At 46.3% G+C, this 19360-nt stretch carries 17 protein-coding genes; 3 read left to right on the forward strand and 14 right to left on the reverse strand.

Annotated features, from left to right (window positions below; genetic code table 11):
* Positions 1-158 precede the first annotated feature (158 nt).
* Positions 159-1283, reverse strand: coding sequence for a potassium channel family protein (locus tag CSHOW_RS06390; protein WP_002946648.1), 1125 nt, complete (start codon positions 1281-1283; stop codon positions 159-161).
* A gap of 27 nt (positions 1284-1310) precedes the next feature.
* A complete protein-coding gene (gene rpmB, locus CSHOW_RS06395) occupies positions 1311-1502 on the reverse strand; it encodes a 50S ribosomal protein L28 (protein WP_002945979.1) in 192 nt (63 codons plus the stop codon).
* Between the two features lie 213 nt (positions 1503-1715).
* Here rpmB and CSHOW_RS06400 point away from each other — a divergent pair, with 213 nt between their 5' ends.
* Genes CSHOW_RS06400 through CSHOW_RS06410 form a run of 3 tightly spaced genes read left to right on the forward strand, consistent with a single transcriptional unit; the run spans position 1716 to position 4666 of the window.
* Complete coding sequence (locus tag CSHOW_RS06400; RefSeq protein ID WP_002946643.1) at positions 1716-3074, forward strand: STAS domain-containing protein; 1359 nt, start codon at positions 1716-1718, stop codon at positions 3072-3074.
* 12 nt (positions 3075-3086) lie between these two features.
* Positions 3087-3734, forward strand: a complete 648-nt coding sequence (gene rpe / locus CSHOW_RS06405; RefSeq protein ID WP_002946641.1) for a ribulose-phosphate 3-epimerase — start codon at positions 3087-3089, stop codon at positions 3732-3734.
* Positions 3731-4666, forward strand: a complete 936-nt coding sequence (locus CSHOW_RS06410) for a 3'-5' exonuclease (protein WP_002946638.1) — start codon at positions 3731-3733, stop codon at positions 4664-4666. Before rpe ends, CSHOW_RS06410 begins: the two co-directional genes overlap by 4 nt.
* 140 nt (positions 4667-4806) lie before the next feature.
* Here CSHOW_RS06410 and cysE read toward each other — a convergent pair whose 3' ends face one another.
* From cysE to leuS, 12 genes are all read right to left on the reverse strand, one after another.
* A complete protein-coding gene (gene cysE, locus CSHOW_RS06415; protein ID WP_002946635.1) occupies positions 4807-5352 on the reverse strand; it encodes a serine O-acetyltransferase in 546 nt (181 codons plus the stop codon).
* Position 5353: 1 nt separating this feature from the next.
* On the reverse strand, positions 5354-6265 hold the full coding sequence (gene cysK, locus CSHOW_RS06420) for a cysteine synthase A (protein WP_002946633.1): 912 nt from the start codon (positions 6263-6265) through the stop codon (positions 5354-5356).
* Positions 6266-6366: 101 nt separating this feature from the next.
* Positions 6367-7260, reverse strand: coding sequence for a Gfo/Idh/MocA family protein (locus CSHOW_RS06425; RefSeq protein ID WP_002946631.1), 894 nt, complete (start codon positions 7258-7260; stop codon positions 6367-6369).
* Positions 7253-8338, reverse strand: a complete 1086-nt coding sequence (locus CSHOW_RS06430; protein WP_002946629.1) for a DegT/DnrJ/EryC1/StrS family aminotransferase — start codon at positions 8336-8338, stop codon at positions 7253-7255. The genes CSHOW_RS06425 and CSHOW_RS06430 overlap by 8 nt, the downstream gene beginning before the upstream one ends.
* 8 nt (positions 8339-8346) lie before the next feature.
* Positions 8347-9015 (reverse strand): 3-methyladenine DNA glycosylase, encoded by a 669-nt coding sequence (locus tag CSHOW_RS06435; RefSeq protein ID WP_002946626.1) that lies wholly within the window; start codon positions 9013-9015, stop codon positions 8347-8349.
* A gap of 135 nt (positions 9016-9150) precedes the next feature.
* On the reverse strand, positions 9151-9966 hold the full coding sequence (locus tag CSHOW_RS06440; RefSeq protein WP_002946625.1) for a TIGR00282 family metallophosphoesterase: 816 nt from the start codon (positions 9964-9966) through the stop codon (positions 9151-9153).
* On the reverse strand, positions 9966-10727 hold the full coding sequence (locus CSHOW_RS06445; protein WP_002946623.1) for an ATP-binding protein: 762 nt from the start codon (positions 10725-10727) through the stop codon (positions 9966-9968). The genes CSHOW_RS06440 and CSHOW_RS06445 overlap by 1 nt, the downstream gene beginning before the upstream one ends.
* Entirely contained in the window at positions 10724-13681 is a 2958-nt protein-coding gene (locus CSHOW_RS06450) for a DEAD/DEAH box helicase (RefSeq protein ID WP_002946621.1), read from the reverse strand. Before CSHOW_RS06450 ends, CSHOW_RS06445 begins: the two co-directional genes overlap by 4 nt.
* Positions 13671-14825, reverse strand: coding sequence for a folylpolyglutamate synthase/dihydrofolate synthase family protein (locus tag CSHOW_RS06455; protein WP_002946620.1), 1155 nt, complete (start codon positions 14823-14825; stop codon positions 13671-13673). Before CSHOW_RS06455 ends, CSHOW_RS06450 begins: the two co-directional genes overlap by 11 nt.
* Positions 14825-16360, reverse strand: a complete 1536-nt coding sequence (locus tag CSHOW_RS06460; protein ID WP_002946619.1) for a GGDEF domain-containing protein — start codon at positions 16358-16360, stop codon at positions 14825-14827. The genes CSHOW_RS06455 and CSHOW_RS06460 overlap by 1 nt, the downstream gene beginning before the upstream one ends.
* The gene (locus CSHOW_RS06465; protein ID WP_002946618.1) at positions 16350-16883 is read right to left on the reverse strand and encodes a putative periplasmic lipoprotein; all 534 of its coding nucleotides are present in this window, start codon (positions 16881-16883) and stop codon (positions 16350-16352) included. Before CSHOW_RS06465 ends, CSHOW_RS06460 begins: the two co-directional genes overlap by 11 nt.
* A 3-nt stretch (positions 16884-16886) precedes the next feature.
* On the reverse strand, positions 16887-19358 hold the full coding sequence (gene leuS, locus CSHOW_RS06470; RefSeq protein WP_002946617.1) for a leucine--tRNA ligase: 2472 nt from the start codon (positions 19356-19358) through the stop codon (positions 16887-16889).
* Positions 19359-19360: the final 2 nt, after the last annotated feature.

The following is a 19360-nucleotide window of genomic DNA, read 5'->3' on the forward strand; positions in this document are numbered from 1 at the left end:
AAAAGGCGCCGTATCTGGGTGATTTGGCAAAATTTACCTAGCCTACGTCAAACTTAAATTTATCAAATTTTATTGCGCCGACGAATTATTTTGCGTCAAATTTGAAGTGATTGCTTGATACAAATTTAAGCAGAACAAGTCACACAAAAAGCTCAAATTTAAACGTACTTTAGCTCTTCTGGCTTATGCTTGCTTTTTATGACGCGTTTGGTTAGGCGTATCGACTCGCCAGTGCCGATAACTAGTAGCTTCGTGCCAGTGCCGATTAGCGTATCGCCCTTTGGCATCGGAATAAATTTGTTATTTACGTCTTTGATGCCAACGACATCGGCGTTTGTTATGTTTCGCAGGTTAGTTTCTTTTAGGCGTTTAAAGCGCACCCACGAATAATCAGGCACCAATATCTCCTCTATGTCGATCGGCGAGTCTTGCTTATACAAAAACTGTTCGAGCAAATTTTCCATATCCGGACGTACGCTCATCGCGCTAAGGCGCTGAGCTACGAGCTTTGATGGGCTCACGACGCTGTTTGCGCCGAGCTTTTTTAGGCGCTCGGTATCGTCTTGGTTGTCGGAGTTTGTCATTATAAAATAAGGCTTTTTGCGCCCGATCTCTTTTTCATATAGCCTCACGGTGGCGATAAGGGCGATGTTATCTGCGATGTTTGAACTTAGCGTGATCATGCCTTTTGCGCTTGAAAAATGCGTCTTTAAAAGCGCAGTTTGCGTGTGCGGCTGAGAGACGATATAGTATGGATACTTGTATTTTTCCGCGATTTCCGGCAGATCCTCGCGCGGATCGATAACGATGAAAGGAATATGATTTTCCCTAAATTCGCGGCTTAATTCCATTGTGTATTGGTTGTGATAGCAGATAACAAAGTGGTTTTTTAGTCTTGCGATCTTGTATAGCATTCGTCTTTCCTTTATGATCGCTACGAGCGCGCCTTTTTTTAAAACTTCGAGCATCAAACCCGTAGAAAACGTAAAAACGGCAAAGCCTAGCAAAATAAAAGTGATAGTAAAAATCCGGCCGGCCGGAGAAATAGGAGCGACCTCGGTAAATCCGACGGTCGTAAAAGTCATACCGGCCTGATAAATCGCGTCTATCAGGCTAAAACCATCGATCGTGACGTAACCCATCGCTCCGATCATCATCATCAAAACGACTAAGATGAGCGGTAAGCGAAACGGGCGAAGTTGTTCGTAAAGTTCGGTATTAAGACTAATTTGAGGTTTGGCGGAACTTGACCAGTTGAGGAATTTTAAAATCTTTCTAAACAAAGACAACTCCTCAAATTTGCGGTAAATTTAGCGTGACTGTTTTCTCATTGTTCTTAGCGTAGAAGCAGCTACTTTGATCTTTCTCGTAGTGCCGTCCTCTAGCGTAACGCGGATGGTTCTTAGGTTTGGTAAAAACCTTCTTTTTGTTCTGTTTTTGGCGTGGCTGACGTTGTTGCCTACCATCGGACCTTTACCTGTTATTGCGCATACTCTTGACATATTTGTTTCCTTAAAAATAAAAATTTCTGCTGATTTTATCCAAAATAAACAAAATAAAAGCTTAAAGCCGCTTTTACAAACGCGTTAGTTTTTAAACTGAATTTATGGATAAAAAAGCTAAAATAACAAAATTTAAACACGGTTAAATTTTAAAAAATTACCGGCTCGATTTACGTAAAAAATATCATTTTTTTTAGGAAATTCTTTTATCTTATGAGATTAGATTTTAAAGACGACGTAGCTATATTTTATCCTTCCGGCTTTTTAGACGGCGATATCGATAAATACGAAATCAGCGACGCAAATATAAAATATCTACGCCAAAAAGCTCCGCGTCATATCCTAATATCGCTTAAAAATACCGTTTATTTTAATAAGGTAGGCTTTAATCTAATCCTTGAATCCGTCTCAAGAATAACAAAGGAAAGCGATGCGGACATAGGCTTTTGCGACTACAATGAGATAAAATTTAAAGCCCTAAAAAGAATGTCTAAAGACGTTTTAAATTTATCTTTTTTTGAGACGCTCAGCGTTGCGCTTTTATTTTGGGGGAAGTTTGAATCGGAAAACAAACAAATCATCGTTTTTAACGCCGATACCGAGCAAAAACGCCAGATTGCGCTAACATTATCGGGGCGCGGATACAAACCGGTTATCGCAAAAGACGAGGATGAATTTAACCGTTTACATAAAGATTTCGAATGTGCCATCCGCCTGACCGACATCAAATCAAACAAAAAAGAATTATCCACTACCCTTAAAGAAAACGTCGTCGTTTACGAGATAAACGGCTTTATAGACTCGGAATTTGCAGACAAATTCGCTTATAAAAGTTTCCTGCAATCGCTAAAAATCGGCTTTAAATTTTTTGTTTTTGATATGAAAAAATCAAGTTTTATAAATATTCACGGCGTATCCTTTTTGGCTAAACTTGCGATGGAGTGTGCCGATAGCGGTGCAACCATAGCTATGTGCGGACTAAAAAAGCCTAACGTCTCAAAAGCGCTACTTCATGATTTAGAGGACTGCGGGATACTACTTTACGATACGATCCAGGATTTTTTCAATGACGACGCGACAATAGAAGGCGGCGGTAGCATAGAAGACGAAAAACCTAAAAATATAACAAAAGAATTAATAGATCTTTTACCGGATATCTTAAAAGTAGTGATGGACACGCTAGCCTCTTTATCAAATTTACCTATTTCTCGTAATAGCACCGAAATAACAAATTTTAGTTGCGACGAGGAGAAATTTTGCATGGGCTCGGTAGCGTTTTACGGCGAGATAAACGCCAAATTTATCCTCTGCATCGAAAAAAACGCCGTTAGTAGTATCTGCAAAATTTTACTCCAAGAAGGCGGTGAAGCAAGCATAACCGAAGCATATGCAGACCTGCTTAGCGTCATCTCAGACCGCATCGAGGCATGGCTAAAGAGCCGAAAGATAGAGGCGAATTTCACCTTGCCGCATGTTTTTGAAGAGATCAAAGAGGAAGACAAAAAAAACAAAGGCGCCCTCGTACGACTCGATATAGACGGCATGGACGCGATATTTTTTCTAAGTAAATAAAAGGACAATAAAATGTATATAGCACCGAGTATTTTATCGGCTGATTTTGGAAATTTAAAAGCCGAGATCGAGGCCATCTGCGAGGCTGGAGCCGATCTAGTGCATGTTGACGTGATGGACGGGCATTTCGTGCCAAATTTAACCATCGGACCAGTGGTAGTAAATGCCGTCGCAAAAGCCGCTACAAAGCCGCTAGATATACACCTAATGGTGCAAAATAACACTTTTTTCGCCGATCTTTTTTTACCTCTGAAGCCTAAATTTTTAAGCTTTCACATCGAGGAGGAAAAGCACCCGCTACGCCTAATCGATCACATCCGTAGCCACGGCGTAGGACCCGCGATAGTACTGAACCCGCACACGCCGGTATCGGCGATCGAACACATCGTAAACGAGGTCGATATGGTTCTGCTAATGAGCGTAAATCCGGGATTCGGCGGGCAAAAATTTATCCCTTCGGTGCTCGAAAAAGCCCTCAGCTTACGCGAAATGATCGAGCGCAAAAACGCCAAATGTATGATCGAAGTCGACGGCGGCGTGACGGGACTAAACGTCGCGCAGCTAGACGAAGCGGGCGTAGATATCGTCGTGGCGGGCAGTTATATATTTTCGTCAAATTCATACGAGCACTCTATCCGCTCGCTAAAGCTCGAGTTTTGAACCAAGATTTCGAAGCCCTACTCGCCGTCATCGCCAAACGAAACATAGCCTACGCGGACTTTGTCGCCGCGACCAAGCAAATGGACGAATACTCCGAGCTTTTCGACGTTCGCGACGTGCAGATGTGGCGCGCACTTGGGCTTGACATAACCCGCACCGCAAAAAACCAAATCGAGCTAAAAACGCGGCGCAATGAGATAAAAGATCAAATTTTTTGCGTCGTGGATATAGAAACTAGCGGCGGTATAAATAGCGGCCAGATCATCGAAATCGGCGCGCTAAAGCTACAAAACGGCGAAATAATCGGCAAATTTGAAACCTTCGTGTACGCGCCATACGTTCCTGAAAATATCAGCGAGCTAACGGGAATCACAGCAGAGCACCTAAAAAACGCACCTAGCCTAGCCTTCGTCATGGAGCAGTTTAAGGTTTTTCTAGGCCAGAGCGTTTTTGTGGCACACAACGTTCGTTTCGACTACGGATTTATCAGCGCGACATTAGAAGCGCTAGGATACGGCGAGCTACTAAACCGTAAGCTCTGCACCATAGACCTAGCCCGCCGCACCATAGCCTCGCCAAAATACGGCTTAGGCACACTAAAAGAAATTTTAGGCATCGACAATACCCATCATAGAGCCCTAAGCGACGCTATCGCGGCTGCTGAAATCTTTAAATACTCACTGCAAAAACTCCCAAGCGAAGTAAGAACGACTGAGGATCTGATAGAGTTTAGCAAATCAGCCAAGACGATGAAACGACTCAAGACCACGACGAATGAAGCTGGCGAGTCAGTCAAATTTGACGACGCTGTGCAGGCTGATAAATTTGACGATAATAAAAATTTGAGCGCCGCGAATGTTGCGCGAAATTTAAACATCGGCAGTAAAACACAAAAAGTAAAAGAGCCTAAACTCCCAATATTTGATGAGTAAATTTAGCTCAAATTTGCCGTAAATTCTACTGCTCAAAAACTAAAAAATTAGCCTTTTAAATTTGCTGAATTTAACTCTCGCCGTTTATTAAATTTTAAAATTTGATGAAATAAAAAAGTTTGAGCCGGCGCAAATTTGACCTACTCGCCGACTCGCTCGCCGTTTATACGCACGATCCTAGCGGGGATGCCTACAACCGTGGCGTTATCGGGCACGTCTTTTAGCACTACCGAGTTTGCGCCTATTTTGGCGTTTTCGCCGATTAGGATATTTCCCAGCACCTTTGCGCCGGCTGCTATCGTGACGCCGTTTTTTACGGTCGGGTGGCGCTTGCAGCACTCTTTGCCCGTGCCGCCCAGAGTTACTTGATGATAGATTAGCACATCGTCGCCCACCTCGGCCGTCTCGCCGATAACCACGCCCATGCCGTGATCGATAAAAAGCCGCCTGCCGATCTTGGCGCCCGGATGTATCTCGATGCCCGTTAAAAAGCGCGACATCTGCGAAACGAAGCGCGCCGTAAATCGCCAGTTTTTAACATGCAAAAAGTGCGCGAATCTATGAAAAAAGACGGCATGGATGCCTGGGGTGTTGACGAGGATCGCCACATAGCAGCACGAGGCTACCGACGGGTCCTTTTCTCGCACGGTCGCTACCAGCTCGTTTAGTTCGGCTATCAGTCCCAAATCACGCCTCGTAAAGCGGAGTGCTGAGATATCTCTCGCCGTTATCTGGAGCTATGAAAAGCACCTTTTTGCCCTTACCTAGCCTCTTTGCGACCTTCACTGCAGCCGTCAGAGCCGCGCCGCCCGAGATACCTAACAGGATGCCTTCCTCTTTAGCCAGCTTTCTAGCCGTCTCAAAGGCCTCATCGTTATCCACGCGCTCTATCTCGTCGATATAGGCGGTATCAAGCGTAGCCGGGATAAAGCCCGCTCCTATGCCTTGGATCTTATGCGGACCCGGTTTTTCGCCAGAGATCACGGCGGAGTCGTTTGGCTCGACGGCTACGATTTTAGTCTTATAGCCGTTTGCTTTTAGCGCTCTAGCCGTACCGCTTAGCGTACCGCCAGTGCCTACGCCGGCTACAAACGCGTCAAGCTCTTTAAAATCATCCATGATCTCTTTTGCCGTAGTTAGCTCGTGAGCCTGCGGGTTAAATTTATTTTCAAACTGGCTTAGCATCACGTAGCCTTTTTCTCGCACGAGCTCGGTCGCTTTTTCGATCGCGCCTTTCATACCCTTTGCGCCCTCGGTTAGTACTAGCTCAGCGCCGTACGCCTTTTGTAGCTTGCGTCTTTCTATACTCATGGTTTCAGGCATCACTAGCACGACCTTGTATCCCAGCGCTGCGCCGACCATAGCCGCGCCTATGCCGGTGTTGCCGCTAGTTGGCTCCACGATGACGTCGCCTTTTTTTAGCATGCCCTCTTTTTGCATACCTAGGATCATATTTGCGGCGATTCTATCTTTTACCGAGCCACCCGGGTTAAAAAACTCAAGCTTAGCGTAAATTTCAGCCATGCCCTCTTCGTGCACGCTGTTTATCCTTACGATCGGGGTTTGACCGATGGTTTGAACGATGTTTTCATATATCATTTAGACTCCTTTTGAAAAAATCGTGTAATAATAACTTCTTTTTCCATAAATATAAATAAAATATAAAAAAATAAATTTTCTTTTATATTTCAGCCTAAAATTTAGCTCGCATTCTCTATGATTTTTAGCGTTTTTAGGCTGTCTTCTATGCTAGCTCCCGCGCTTTGCTCGCCGCCTAAAAGACGCACGAAGTCCTCTAGCTCGCTTGTTAGCGGATCGGTTCTTTTGACGAATATATTTTGCATTTTGTACGCGCTTGCGTCAAATTCGCTAAATTTAACGAGACTCTGATTTAGTAAATCAGCCTCATAAACCGCCCCTTTGCACGCGACCTCGACCGTTCTTTTGCGTCTATGCGCTAGCCAGCTAGTAGCGATGAGAGCCGTTATCTCGCCCTCAAGCTCAAACGACAAAACCGCGTTGTCTTCAAATTTAGCGTGGATTTTGCGCGAGCTTTTTATATCCGCGATTTTTATCTCTTTGCCGCTTAAAAATCTAATCAGATCTATATCGTGCACGGCTAGATCGGCCAGTATCCCAACATCTGTGATTCGCTGCGGAAATGGCGCGTTTCTAGTTATTTGCACGCTGTAAATTTCCTCGTTTTCAAACTCTTTTTTTAGCGCCGCGATCGCTGGGTTAAAGCGCTCTACGTGCCCGACGGCTACTTTTAAATTTCTATTTTGCGCTTCCCCTAGTAAAATTTGAGCGTCCGCGGCATTTGCGCAAACGGGCTTTTCGATGAGTAAATTTAGCCCCTTTTGCATGCATTTTAGCGCCGCTTCTTTATGTAGCGAGGTTGGCGTAGCGATGATGGCGGCGTCTAAATTTTCGTTCTCTAGCATCTCGTCAAGTTCAGTATAAATTTTTTGCGCGAAATTCTCCTTGCAAAACGGATCGCAAAGCGCTGCTATCTGCACGCCAGCGACGTTTTGCAGCGCGCGGTAGTGGTTTTTGCCCATGACGCCAAGACCTATGAGCGCAAATTTAAGCATTATTTATAACCTCGATGACGTAGTCTTGCTCCTCTTTGGTCACAAACGCAGACATCGGCAGCGCCATTATATCCTGCGCCACCGCTTCGCTCACGGCAAAATCCCCAAGCTTGTAGCCAAGACCTTTGAACACCTCTTGCAAATGCAGCGGCACGGGGTAATAAACTCCCGTCGGCACGCCTTTTTGCGCGCAGATTTCTAGCATCTTTGCCCTATCTTTTACGCGGATGCAGTACTGCGCCCACGCCGAGACGTTACCCTCCGCGACAAAAGGCGCTACGACGCCCTTTAGCTCGCAAAAATACCGCGCCGCGATCTCTTGGCGTTTTGTGATTTCCGCGTCAAGGTACTTTAGCTTGACGTTTAAAATGCCCGCCTGGATGGCGTCGAGTCTGCCGTTTATGCCGACGTATTTGTGGATGTAGCGCTCGGACTGGCCGTGGTTTAGCAGGATGCGTATTTTTTCGTTTAGGGCGTCGTCGTCCGTAAATATCGCTCCGCCGTCGCCATAGCAGCCAAGCGGCTTAGCCGGAAAAAACGAGGTCGTAGCGATGCGCGAGAGGTTGCAGGATTTTACGCCGTTTTGGCTCGCGCCAAAGCTTTGCGCGGCGTCCTCGATGACGGTTAGGCCGCGCTTTTGCGCGATGGCATTTATCGCCGTCATATCCGCCGCCTGCCCAAAAAGCGACACCGGCACGATAGCCTTGGTCCTTGGAGTGATCTTTGCCTCGATCAAATTTGGATCGATGTTATACGTCTTCTCGTCGATATCGACGAACATGGGCTTTGCGCCCAAAAACGCTATCATCTCGGCCGTTGCGATAAAGGTAAAAGGCGTCGTGATGACCTCGTCGCCGGGCTTTATATCAAGCGCCATAAAGGCTAACAGCAGCGCGTCCGTGCCGCTACTGCAAGCTATAGCATGCTTTGCGCCGCTAAATTTAGCCAGATTTTCCTCCAGCTCGCCGACCTTGCCGCCGATATAGACCGAGCTATCTAGCACCTCTTTGATCTGTTCGTCGATTTCGTTTTTGTATTTTTGATACTGAGCTTGTAAATTTATAAAATTTATCTTCATCTTTACTCCTATTTTATGGATTTTAGTATCTCTTCACCCGCTTCGTCTAGCCTCTTTCCGTTAAAGTGCGCCTTGCAAAACTCCACTATCTTGCCGTGAAATTTGGCGTAAATTTCATTCATATCTAGCTCGCGTCCGTATGCTTTACAAATTTGCTCGCTATTTACGGCCTCTAGCCATTCGCGCGCCTCTTCGTAGTTTTCAAACTCATATCCCAAAAAGCTCAAAATCCGTAAAGCGTAGCTATCTACGACCATCACCTCGCGCCCGCACGCGTAGCAAAGCACCGCGTCGCAGCTCTCCGCGCCGATGCCTTTGACGCCCAGCAACCACTCGCGGCTCACGTTTTCTTTGAAATTTTCAAAATCGCCGAATTTTTTAAAAATCGCCTCGCAAAGCGTTTTTAGGCGTTTTGCTTTGGTGTTGTAAAAGCCGCTTGGTTTTATGAGTAAGGCAAGCTCGGCCGCGGGAGTTTTTACGATACCTTCCAGGCTCATCAAATTTGCGTTTTTTAGATTATTTAGCGCTTTATCGGCGTTTTTCCAGTTGGTATTTTGTATCAAAACGGCGCCGACCACGACCTCAAAGGTGCCTGCACTTGGCCACCAAAGAGGGCCGTCTGCGTCAGCCTTTACGCCCGCGTTTTTTAGCGCCAAAAAAAGCTGCGTGCTATCCATCGTTTTTCCTTTTTTCTTTGTTTATTAGCAAATTTTACGTCCGGCTCTTGCTCAAATTTATCGTCCAAAACGCCGCCGCGCTTAAATTTGAGTAAAAGCCGTCGCTAGCCTTGCGTGGCTCAAATTTGAACTCGTTTATATAAATTTAACCGCTCGCTGTACCAAAGGCTCGCCAACGCCGTCTATCACGCGGATCTTAAAGGCGTCCGTGCAGCGCCCGCCGTCAAATTCAAACACGACCATTTGAAAAATCCGTCTGCATTTTTCATTTACCTTAAACGAGTGCTTAAGGCCCGTTAAAAAGCTCTTCACCGGCGCTTCCGCGTCCATGCCGATGACGCCGTCAAACGCCCCGCTAAGCCCGACGTCGCTCACGTATGCGGTGCCGCTAACTATTTGCAAATCATCGGTGCCAACGTGCGTGTGGGTGCCGGCTATGGCTCCCACACGCCCGCAAAACAGCCTAAAAAACGCATTTTTCTCGCTCGTAGCCTCGGCGTGAAAGTCCATGAGGATATTTTCGCTCTCGCACTCATCTAGCGCGCGCTCGGCTTCTAAAAAGGCGTTGTTCGTATGCGGCAAGCCGTAGTGCCCCATCAAATTTACCACGCTTAGGCTCTTGCCATCTTTGCTAAAATTTATCGCTCCGCGCCCCGCAGTTCCCGCGAAGTGATTATACGGGCGGATGATAGGCAGAGCGTCCATCAGCGCAACCACGTCTTTTTTATCAAAGCTATGGTTTCCGCCCGTGATCGCGTCGATACCGCAGCCTAGCAGCTCGTGCGCGTTTGTGGCGGTTAGACCAAAGCCTCCGCTTGCGTTTTCGGCATTTGCGACGATAAAGTCGAGCTCAAATTCGCGCTTAAATTTGGGCAAATTTTGCATCACGGCGCTTCGTCCCGCGCGTCCGACGATATCGCCCACAAAGCCCACTCTAGTTAAATTTGCCATCAAATTTTATCTTTATAGCTTAGATAAAACTGCCTCGCAGTGCGTCCCGAGCGGCTCGCGCGAAGCTGGGCGTATTGCTTTGCTAGCTCGTGAAGCATCGCTCTATCGCCAACGAAATCTTTAAAATAAAAATCCACGATCTTTAGATAGTCCGTAAAGCTGCCCTGATAAAAGCTGAGCCAAAGCCCGAATCTATCGCTAAGCGCGATCTTTTCCTCGACCGCGTCACTATAGTGCAGCTCCGTCTCGCCGACCTTCGCGCCCTCGTTGTCGCTTTTTAGTTCGCTGATCAGGTGGCGGCGGTTTGAGGTCGCATAAACAAGCACGTTTTTAGGCGCTTTTTCGATCGAGCCCTCAAGCACGGGTTTTAAAAATTTGTAGCTCATATCTCCCGCCTCAAAGCTAAGATCGTCGCAAAAAATGATAAATTTAAAGCTGCTATCCCTAATCTCGTAAATAATCTCGGGGATCATCTCCAGCTCGTCGTTTTTTAGCTCGATTAGCCGCAAGCCCTCCGGGTAAAATTTAGTAAAAACGGCCTTAACCAGGCTACTTTTACCGCAGCCTCGCGCGCCCCACAGTATCGCGTGATTTGCACCCTTGCCTTCTAAAAATTTGCGCGTATTTTCCACGAGCTCTTCTTTTTGCTTTTCGATCCCGATAAGCCCGTCAAGCTGGGTAAAATCAACGTCTATCACACCTTTTAATGCTCCAAATTTACGCCTATAAATCGCTGCGGCAGTCGTATTCCAGTCTATCATTTTTCCGCCCGTCCTTTGTTTAGTTTTCTAAGATAGATCAAGATCTCCTCTATCACGTCATCATCGTCTTTGCTCTTTGATTTTAGCCTGGTTTGTTCGCCGTTTTGCGCGGTTAGCACGATATTTTGCTCGGCGTTTGAGATGGCTTTAAAGCCTACTTTTATCGCTAAAATTTTAATTATAATGAGGCTTAAAAACTGCTTTGTGTAGATATCCGGTTTGCCGAATCTATCCTCGATCTCGCCCTCTATCTCGTAAACCTCGGCAACCTCTTTGCACTTGCTAAGCCGTCTATATAGCTCCAAGCGCAGCCTATCCTCGCCGATAAACTCCGAGTTTAAAAACGCGTTTATGCTGAGTTTAAGATCGATTTTTGCACTTTCAAAGCTCTCTTTATTTAGTAGTTTATTTATCTCTTCTTCAAGCATTTTTATATAGAGCGAGTAGCCGATCGCCTCGATATGGCCGCTTTGAGCTTCGCCCACTAGGTTGCCGCCACCTCTGATTTCTAGATCGTGGTAGGCTAGCACGCTGCCCGAGCCCAAAAACGAATTACTCTCAAGCGCGACTAGGCGTTTTAGAGCGTCTGCGCTTAGGGCGTTTTTGTCTTCGACCAGGAAGTAGCAATACGCCTGCTTGTCGCTCCTGCCAACGCGTCCGCGTAGCTGATGTAGGTCTGCGATACCGAATTTATTCGCGCCCTCGATGATGATGGTGTTTACGTTTGGCAGATGTATGCCGCTTTCTACGATACTAGTGCTTAGCAGCACGTCGTATTCGCCGTTTTCAAACTTCATCATCTCCTCTTCGGTCGTCTTGGCGTCGATCTTGGAGTGCAGCGTGAGGATGCGTAAATTTGGCATGATGTCTAAAATTTGCTTTTTTGCCTGAGGCATCGTGGCGATGTGGTTGTGTATGTAAAAAATTTGCCCGCCGCGGCGCAGTTCGCGCATCACTGCCTCTTTTACCGCCTTTTCGTCCCACTCGCGCACGCTGGTTCGCACGTCTAGGCGCGAGCTTGGCGGAGTTTGTAGCACCGAGTAGCCCTTGACGCTTGAAAGCGCCATGTTTAGGCTACGCGGTATCGGGGTCGCGCTCATAGATAGCACGTGCGAGGCGCTTGAAATTTCTTTTAGTTTTTCTTTTTGCTTGACGCCGAATTTATGCTCCTCATCAATGATGATGAGGCCTAAATTTGATGGCTTTACCGATAAAAGCGAGTGCGTACCCACGCAAACGCAAGGCTGCCCTGCCTCCAGCGCCTTTACCGCGGCCGCTTTTTCCTTCGCGCTCGTGAAGCGATCGAGTTTAAAGACGCTAACGTCAAATTTGCCCAGCCTCTCTTTTAGGCTCTTAAAATGCTGCGAGCTAAGAAGCGTCGTCGGCACGAAAAATAGCGCCTGAAAGCCCGATTTTACGCACTTAAATATCGCGTTCATCGCAACTTCCGTTTTACCGAATCCCACGTCGCCGCTAAGCAACCTGTCCATCACCTTGCCGCTTTTTAGGTCGTTTGCGATGTCGCTTGATGCGCGCTCCTGATCTCTCGTGTAGGCAAAGCCCGCGTTTTGCAAGAAATTTAGATACTCTGCGTCCTCTTTTTCGATGATTTCGCCGCGGATTAGCTCGCGCTGGGCGGCTAGTGAAATAATCTTTGACGCGATTACGAAAAGCTTGGCTCTAACTTTTTCTTTTATCTTGGCGAAATTTGCCTTGCCTAGGCGGTCTAAAACCGCGATACTGCCACTGCCCGCGACGTATCTGTCGATCAAATTTAGATGCTCGACGGGCAAAAGCAGCTTGTCCTCGTTTTGGTAAACGATGACGACAAACTCGCGCGTCCTGCCTAGCACCGTTAGCTTTTCAAGCCCCGTAAATTTGCCGATGCCGTACTCCTCGTGCACGACGTAGTCGCCCGCCTTTAGTTCGTCGATCGCTAGACTCGGTTTTTTGGCGCGCTTTTTCTTTTCAAATTTATTTAGCGAGACGATGATCTCGCTCGGTGAAACCAAATTTAACGCGGCCTGGGTTTGCACAAACTCTACGTTTTTATATTCGCTTAAATTTAATGCGTTAAAAAGCCCCTCGTTACGCGCTAAAACCTTGATTTTTTTATTTTTATTAAGCTCGAAAAAATCGGCGTTTAAAGTTACGCTTAGGTCTTTATAAACCTTAGCCGCGGGCAATACGGGCAAATTTGCCACCTCGCCTAGACCCCGCTCAAAGCCGTCAAATTTTTTCGTCAAAACCGTTTTAAATTCGCGCGTATAGTCTATAAAGCCGTCTATCGCCCAAAATCCGAGCGTCTTTAGGTCGCTGATTAGCGCGTCGGTCTCGATCTCTTTTATTTTTTCGAAGGTTTTTTCAAATTCGGCTTCGCCCAGAGCCGCGATAAAAGGCGAAATTTCAACGCTTTTTAGCTCGGTTTTGTTTGAAATTTGCGTTTGCGTGCTGTAGTGCCTGATGCTCTCTATCTCATCGTCAAAAAGCAAAATACGGTTTGGCTCCTGCGCGCCGACGCAAAAAATATCGATAATCTCGCCGCGAACGCAAAACTCGCCCTCGCTCTCCACGATACCCACCGCCTCGTAGCCAAAGCGCAGTAGCTTTTGGGCTAGCTCTTTTGGATCGATTTTATCGCCGAAATTTAGAGTAAGTTTTTGTAGGTGTTTTTTGCCGGGAAGTTTGTTTAGAACCGTGCAAACGGGACTGATGAGGAGCTTTTTGCCCTCAAATTCGTAAAATTTGGCCAGCTCGGATGATAACTCGAAAAGCTCGGCGCTAAAGCTGCGCAGATCATCGCCCTCGCGCGCTCTAAAATCAGGCAATCTAAATACCTTAAGCCCGGCAAATTCCGCCGCGCTAAGAGCCGCGATGGCCTCCTTGTCGTCCTCGCAGACGAGTAGCTGCGCATCGCCTCCGTTTAAAAAATACTCAAAAACCTCACTTTGCACCGCGGTACCTTTTTAGGAAGGCTTCCACGAGGTAAAAAGACCCGAACGCCAGATACTCCTCGTCCGCACGCACGTCCGTAAAGTCCGCAAACTCAATATCTAGCTGGCGCAAAGCCTCTTTCACCTGCGCCGTCGCAAGCTCGCGGCCCGGCGTCTCGTACTCGATGATGTAGGTCTTTTTGACGATCGGCTTGATCGCCTTTAGGACGGCTTTTATGTCCTTATCGGCAAAGGCGTTAAAGATCAAATTTAGCTTTTTGTCCTCAAATTTTTTAGCTAGAGCCTGCGCCGCCATCTCGTTATGCCCGACGTCGATCGTGACGTTTGGCGCGATCTTTTCGCAGCGTCCGCTAAGATCTAGCGCACCTAAATTTGATAAATTTAAGCTAAATCCAAGCTCCTTAAACGCCGAAGAGCTAAGGGTTAAATTTGAACGTAAAAACTCGGGCAAGCCGAATTTTTCCGCATAAATTTTAATCTCGTTTTTATCATCGTCGCTTAAATTTTCAGACGCAAATTTAAGCGTCGCGCCTTTTTTAGCGGCGATTTTTCGCGCGATACCGACGCAAAGCTCGCTCATATCGTCGTTCATCAAAGCAACGTCCGCCATTGCGTTAAATTTGGTAGTCGCGATCTGCTCTAGCGTGTCACCAAGCAGCGCCGTGTGATCAAAGCCGATCGGAGTAAAGAGGCTAAGGTGCTTGTCAAATACGTTCGTAGCGTCAAATTCGCCGCCTACGCCAGCCTCGCAGACGAAAAAGTCGCACCCCTCAAAAAGCGTAGCGCAAAGCATCGTCGCGTACTCAAAATACGAAAGCGAGCGCGCGACCTCGGCAGGCAAAATTTTAATCAGCTTCTCATGAGCCGTCTCGAGCGCGTCCGCGCTAGCTACGGCGCCGTTCATCCAAAATCTCTCGCGAAACTCGAAAATATGCGGGCTAGTATAGTGTCCGACGCTATGGCTGCGAGCGAGCATCTGCGCTAAAAATCGCCCCGTGCTGCCCTTGCCGTTCGTGCCGATAATATGGATGATTTTTGGTATTTTAAATGCGCCTTGTACGAATTTAAAGGTGTTTGGCATGCGCGCGCGGTTGATTTCCTTATAAAAAAGGGGTTTGTTTTCTAAAAAATCTTCTAGTTTCATTAAATTTTAGGCATTACCTGATCTCTGCCGTTTTGCTTGGCCTGATATAGCATTTTATCCGAAGCTTCTAATACGGCTGCTTGACTTTGATTTTGGCTGCGTATAGCAACGCCGCAACTCACCGTAACGCTAATGCGCTCGTCTTTGTATAAAAATTTGGAGTTTTTGAGCACATCGCGCACCTTGTCCGCAAACTCTATACTCTGTGCTATATCAAACCCCGGCAACAAAACCACAAACTCCTCGCCGCCGTATCTAGCTACGAAATCGACTTCCCTAGAGTTACCCCTAAGAGTTTTTCCTACGCTTGCTATTATTACGTCGCCGGCGTCGTGCCCGTATATATCGTTTATATTTTTAAAATGATCTATGTCAAAAAAACACACGGCATAGTCGGCATTTTGTTGTAAAAAATCAATCTCTAAACGCCCAAGCTCTTCCATTAACGCTTTTTTAGTCGCTGTTTTAGTTAAAAAATCCTCTTTACTCTCGGCTTTCGCGCTTTCTAGCTCTACTTCCAGCTTGCTCACTTTTGCTTGTAACTCTTTTATAGTTTGCTGATCGCTTAGCATCTGCTCGCCCAATTGCTTAACCTCAACGTCCAAGGTATCGGCGATATTTTTTAACTTATCCCTGATCCCCTCAAAACTATCTTCGTTTAAATTTATCGAATTCAGATCGTTTTTGATAAACTGCATCTGGCTCGAGCTCTTAGAAGAACTGCTGATTAGGCTTGCTATTTGCTCGTTTATGCCATCCAAAACCTTATCTAGCGATCCGACTTTCGTAGAAACCTCGGCCCTATCAAGCTCGATACGCTTTTTGGTCAAATTTTCTATATTTTTTCTAACCGAGAAATCTTCTAAAAGCTTTGGATCGCTTTTTAAAATTTTATTTACTTTTTCTATTTCGCCGTCGATTTTATCGGTAATAGAAGGTCTTAGCATATCCGATACGAGCGGAACTAGTTTTTCGCAAGCCTGCTCTTTCGTCAAAACATCTTCAAGCTCGCTAACGATATCTCTCAGGTCACTAAAATTTTTAACGCCGTAAACGCCTAACCTTTTCAAAAAACTATCGTCGTAATCGGTTAAAAAATCGAACCATTTGTCTTTTATTCTATCTATGGCTTGCGCATCTAGTCTTCTATTTAGGGCTTCCGAGCTTGCTTCGGCTAAATTTTTAGCATTTTTATTGTGCAACGAAGCTACGGCCTGAAAAACCTTTTTATTCATAGCTACGAGTGCATTTATTAGTTTTGGATACTCGGCTAGGCCGGGCGAATTTAGCCTAGCCGCCATAAAAGCAAAAAGCTCGTCCAAGTTTCTTACGTTTTTTTGTTTTAGCTGCGCTTTAAGCTCATCGTTTAGGCGAGCCGAGTATTTTTCAAGCTTCTGACAATCAGGCACTATTACGCCGTTTTTTTTCGCTATCTCGCAAAAAACCTCGGCGTAGTTATCCGGAGTTAACATGAGCCCTCGCTCTTTCATGGTCTGGATTGATTCTTTTATGACTTGGCTGACGCTAGTCGCCATTTTTTAGCCCTTTTACCGCAAGCACGGCGATATATTCGTCAAAAGCCTCCTGCGAAGCCTCTTTTATAGCGTTATATTTTTCGCTCTCGCTGATAACGCCGTCGGCAAATCTAGTATCCCTTACTTTTTGGGAAACTGTAAAGTCGTGCTCGCCCGAAGTCGTCACCGATAGCGTTTTGCCGCCTTTTAACTTAGTGTCGAAATTTAGCGCTAGTATCGCTTTATACGAAGTTACATAGCCATTTTCATCGTATAACAACGCTTGATAGTTAAGCGATTTGATCGAGACGGTTATGGTGGTTGGCTCGTTTTTATCGTAGCTTATGCGTTTACCTAGCCTTGTTACGATACCCTCTAGTACGCTATCTTTGATCCAAACGCTGTTTTTAGGCTCTTCTTTGCTTATTAGCACGTTTACGTATACACGGTCGCCCATTATGTCGTTCGTGATCTTTGAGACGGGCTTATAGCCGCATCCAACCAAGATGAAAGTCGCCAAAAGTAGTAAAAATTTTATCTTCACGATTTAGCCTTTTATTACGAAATTTACGAGTTTGCCGTTCACGTAAATTTGTTTGATTATTTCTTTTCTTTCTAGCCATTTAGCCGCGCTTTGTCTAGCTAGAGCCAAAATCTCGTCATCGCTCGCGCTGCTTGGCGCTTCAAATTCGCCGCGTCTCTTGCCGTTAACTGTGATAGCCAAATTTAAGCTATCTTTTTCGAAAACCTCGTCTAAAATTTCTATTTTCGTAAAATTTGCCCTGCTAAATAACCTCTCGCTAAGCTCGTTTGCAACGTGCGGCACGATAGGCTCGAGCAAATTTAAGATAATGAAAAACGCTTCTGTCGTCACATCCTGATTATCCTGCGCATTTACGGCGTTTAGAGCTTCCATGCAAGCAGCGATTAGGGTATTAAAGGTAAAATTTTCCTCATAAACGTCGTTTGATTTTTTAAGCGCCTCGTAAACCTTCATACGTGCGTATTTTTTTTCTTTACTCAAATTTGCGTGCGCTATCTGCGGGATTTGCATGCATCTTTTTACGCCCGAGCTTCGTTCGTACAAGCGGTTTAAAAATCTAAAGGCACCCTCGACAGCGCTGTCGTTCCACTCAAGTTCTTTTTGCGGAGGCGCGGCAAATAGGATAAAAAGCCTCGCCGTATCGGCGCCGTATTTATGTATGATGTCATCTGGATCAACCACGTTGCCCTTGCTTTTGCTCATTTTTTTGCCGTCTTTTAGCACCATGCCTTGAGTGAGCAGGCGCTCAAACGGCTCGTCGTCTCTGAGGTAGCCTAGATCTCGTAAGGCCTTTTGGAAAAATCTCGCGTAAAGCAGGTGCAAGATCGCGTGCTCGATACCACCGATGTACTGATCCACATTCATCCAATAATTCACGCTTTTAGCGTCAAATGCGCGTTCCTGCCACGTTTTTTCGTCGCTCGCGTATCTAGCAAAATACCAGCTGCTCTCAAAAAACGTATCCATCGTATCGGTCTCGCGAACGGCCTCGCCGCCGCATTTTGGGCATTTGACGTGTTTCCAGCTCTCGTGTTTATCGAGCGGATTTCCCTCGCCTGTTATCTGCACGTCATCAGGTAGCGTCACTGGCAGATTTTCGATCTTTTCAGGCACGACGCCGCAACACTTGCAGTGCACCATCGGTATCGGCGCGCCCCAATAGCGCTGCCTAGAGATACCCCAGTCGCGGATTTTAAAATTTACGACCCGTTTGCCGATCTTATCCGCTTCAAATTTTTCTATGATTTTTAGCTTTGCCTCTTCACTGCTAAGACCATTTATGAGCGGCGAATTTATAGATATTCCGTATTCCGTTAGCGCCTTGCCGCCCTCAAATTCGCCCTGCGCAGGCTTAACCACCCACTTTATCGGCAGGTCAAATTTACTCGCAAACTCGTAGTCTCTCTCGTCGTGAGCCGGCACCGCCATAACCGCGCCGCTACCGTAGTCTGCTAGGACGAAATTTGCCACCCAAACCGGAACTTTTTCTCCGGTTAGCGGGTGCACGACGTTTATACCTAAAAACAGGCCGTCTTTTTCGCTAGCTTGGCGTTCGCGCGGACTTTGGTTTAAAATTTTTCTGATTCTCTCGGCTTTGGCCACCTCAAGCTTACCGCCGTCAAGTAGCCTCTTTACGATCTTATGCTCAGGCGCTAGAGCTGCATAGCTAACGCCGTAAATCGTATCCGGGCGGGTAGTAAATACCCCAAACCCCTCTATCTGCTCGCCGTCTTCTAAAATTTGCTTCGACTCCTCGTCAAGCTCAAATTTAAACTCTAAGCCAAAGCTCTTGCCGATCCAGTTTTCCTGCATCGTGAGCACTTGGGACGGCCATTTGCCTTCAAGGCACTTTAGGTCGTCCAGTAGCTCCTGCGCATAATCGGTGATCTTTAAGTAGTAGCCAGGTAGCTCGCGCTGGATGACGGCGTTTCCGCATCTCCAGCAGCATCCGTCTTCAACCTGCTCGTTGGCAAGCACGGTCTGGTCGTATTCGCACCAGTTTACGACCGCGCTTTTGCGGTAAACCAGCCCTTTTTCATACATTTTGATGAAAAATTCTTGCTCAAATTTAGTATAAAGCGGATCAGAAGTCGCAAATTCGCGCTTTTTAGAAAAGCTAAGTCCTAGCGTCTCAAGCTCGCCGCGCATATAGTCTATATTTTCGTAAGTCCAAATTTTAGGATGGATTTTGTGCTTTATCGCTGCATTTTCTGCAGGCATACCAAAGCTATCAAAGCCGATCGGATGAAGGACGTTGTAGCCGTGCTTGCGGTAGTAGCGAGCCAAGGCATCGCCGATGGTGTAGTTTCTAACGTGCCCCATATGGATACGTCCGCTAGGATACGGAAACATGCTTAGGATATATTTTTTAGGCAGGCTATAGTCGTCTTTGGGCTCAAATTCGCCGTTTTTACTCCAAATTTCTTGCCATTTTTTTTCTATTTTCGCCGGCTCGTATTTTAAATTTTCACTCATTT

Origin of the sequence: Campylobacter showae (assembly GCF_004803815.1) — a bacterium.
Taxonomy (GTDB): domain Bacteria; phylum Campylobacterota; class Campylobacteria; order Campylobacterales; family Campylobacteraceae; genus Campylobacter_A; species Campylobacter_A showae.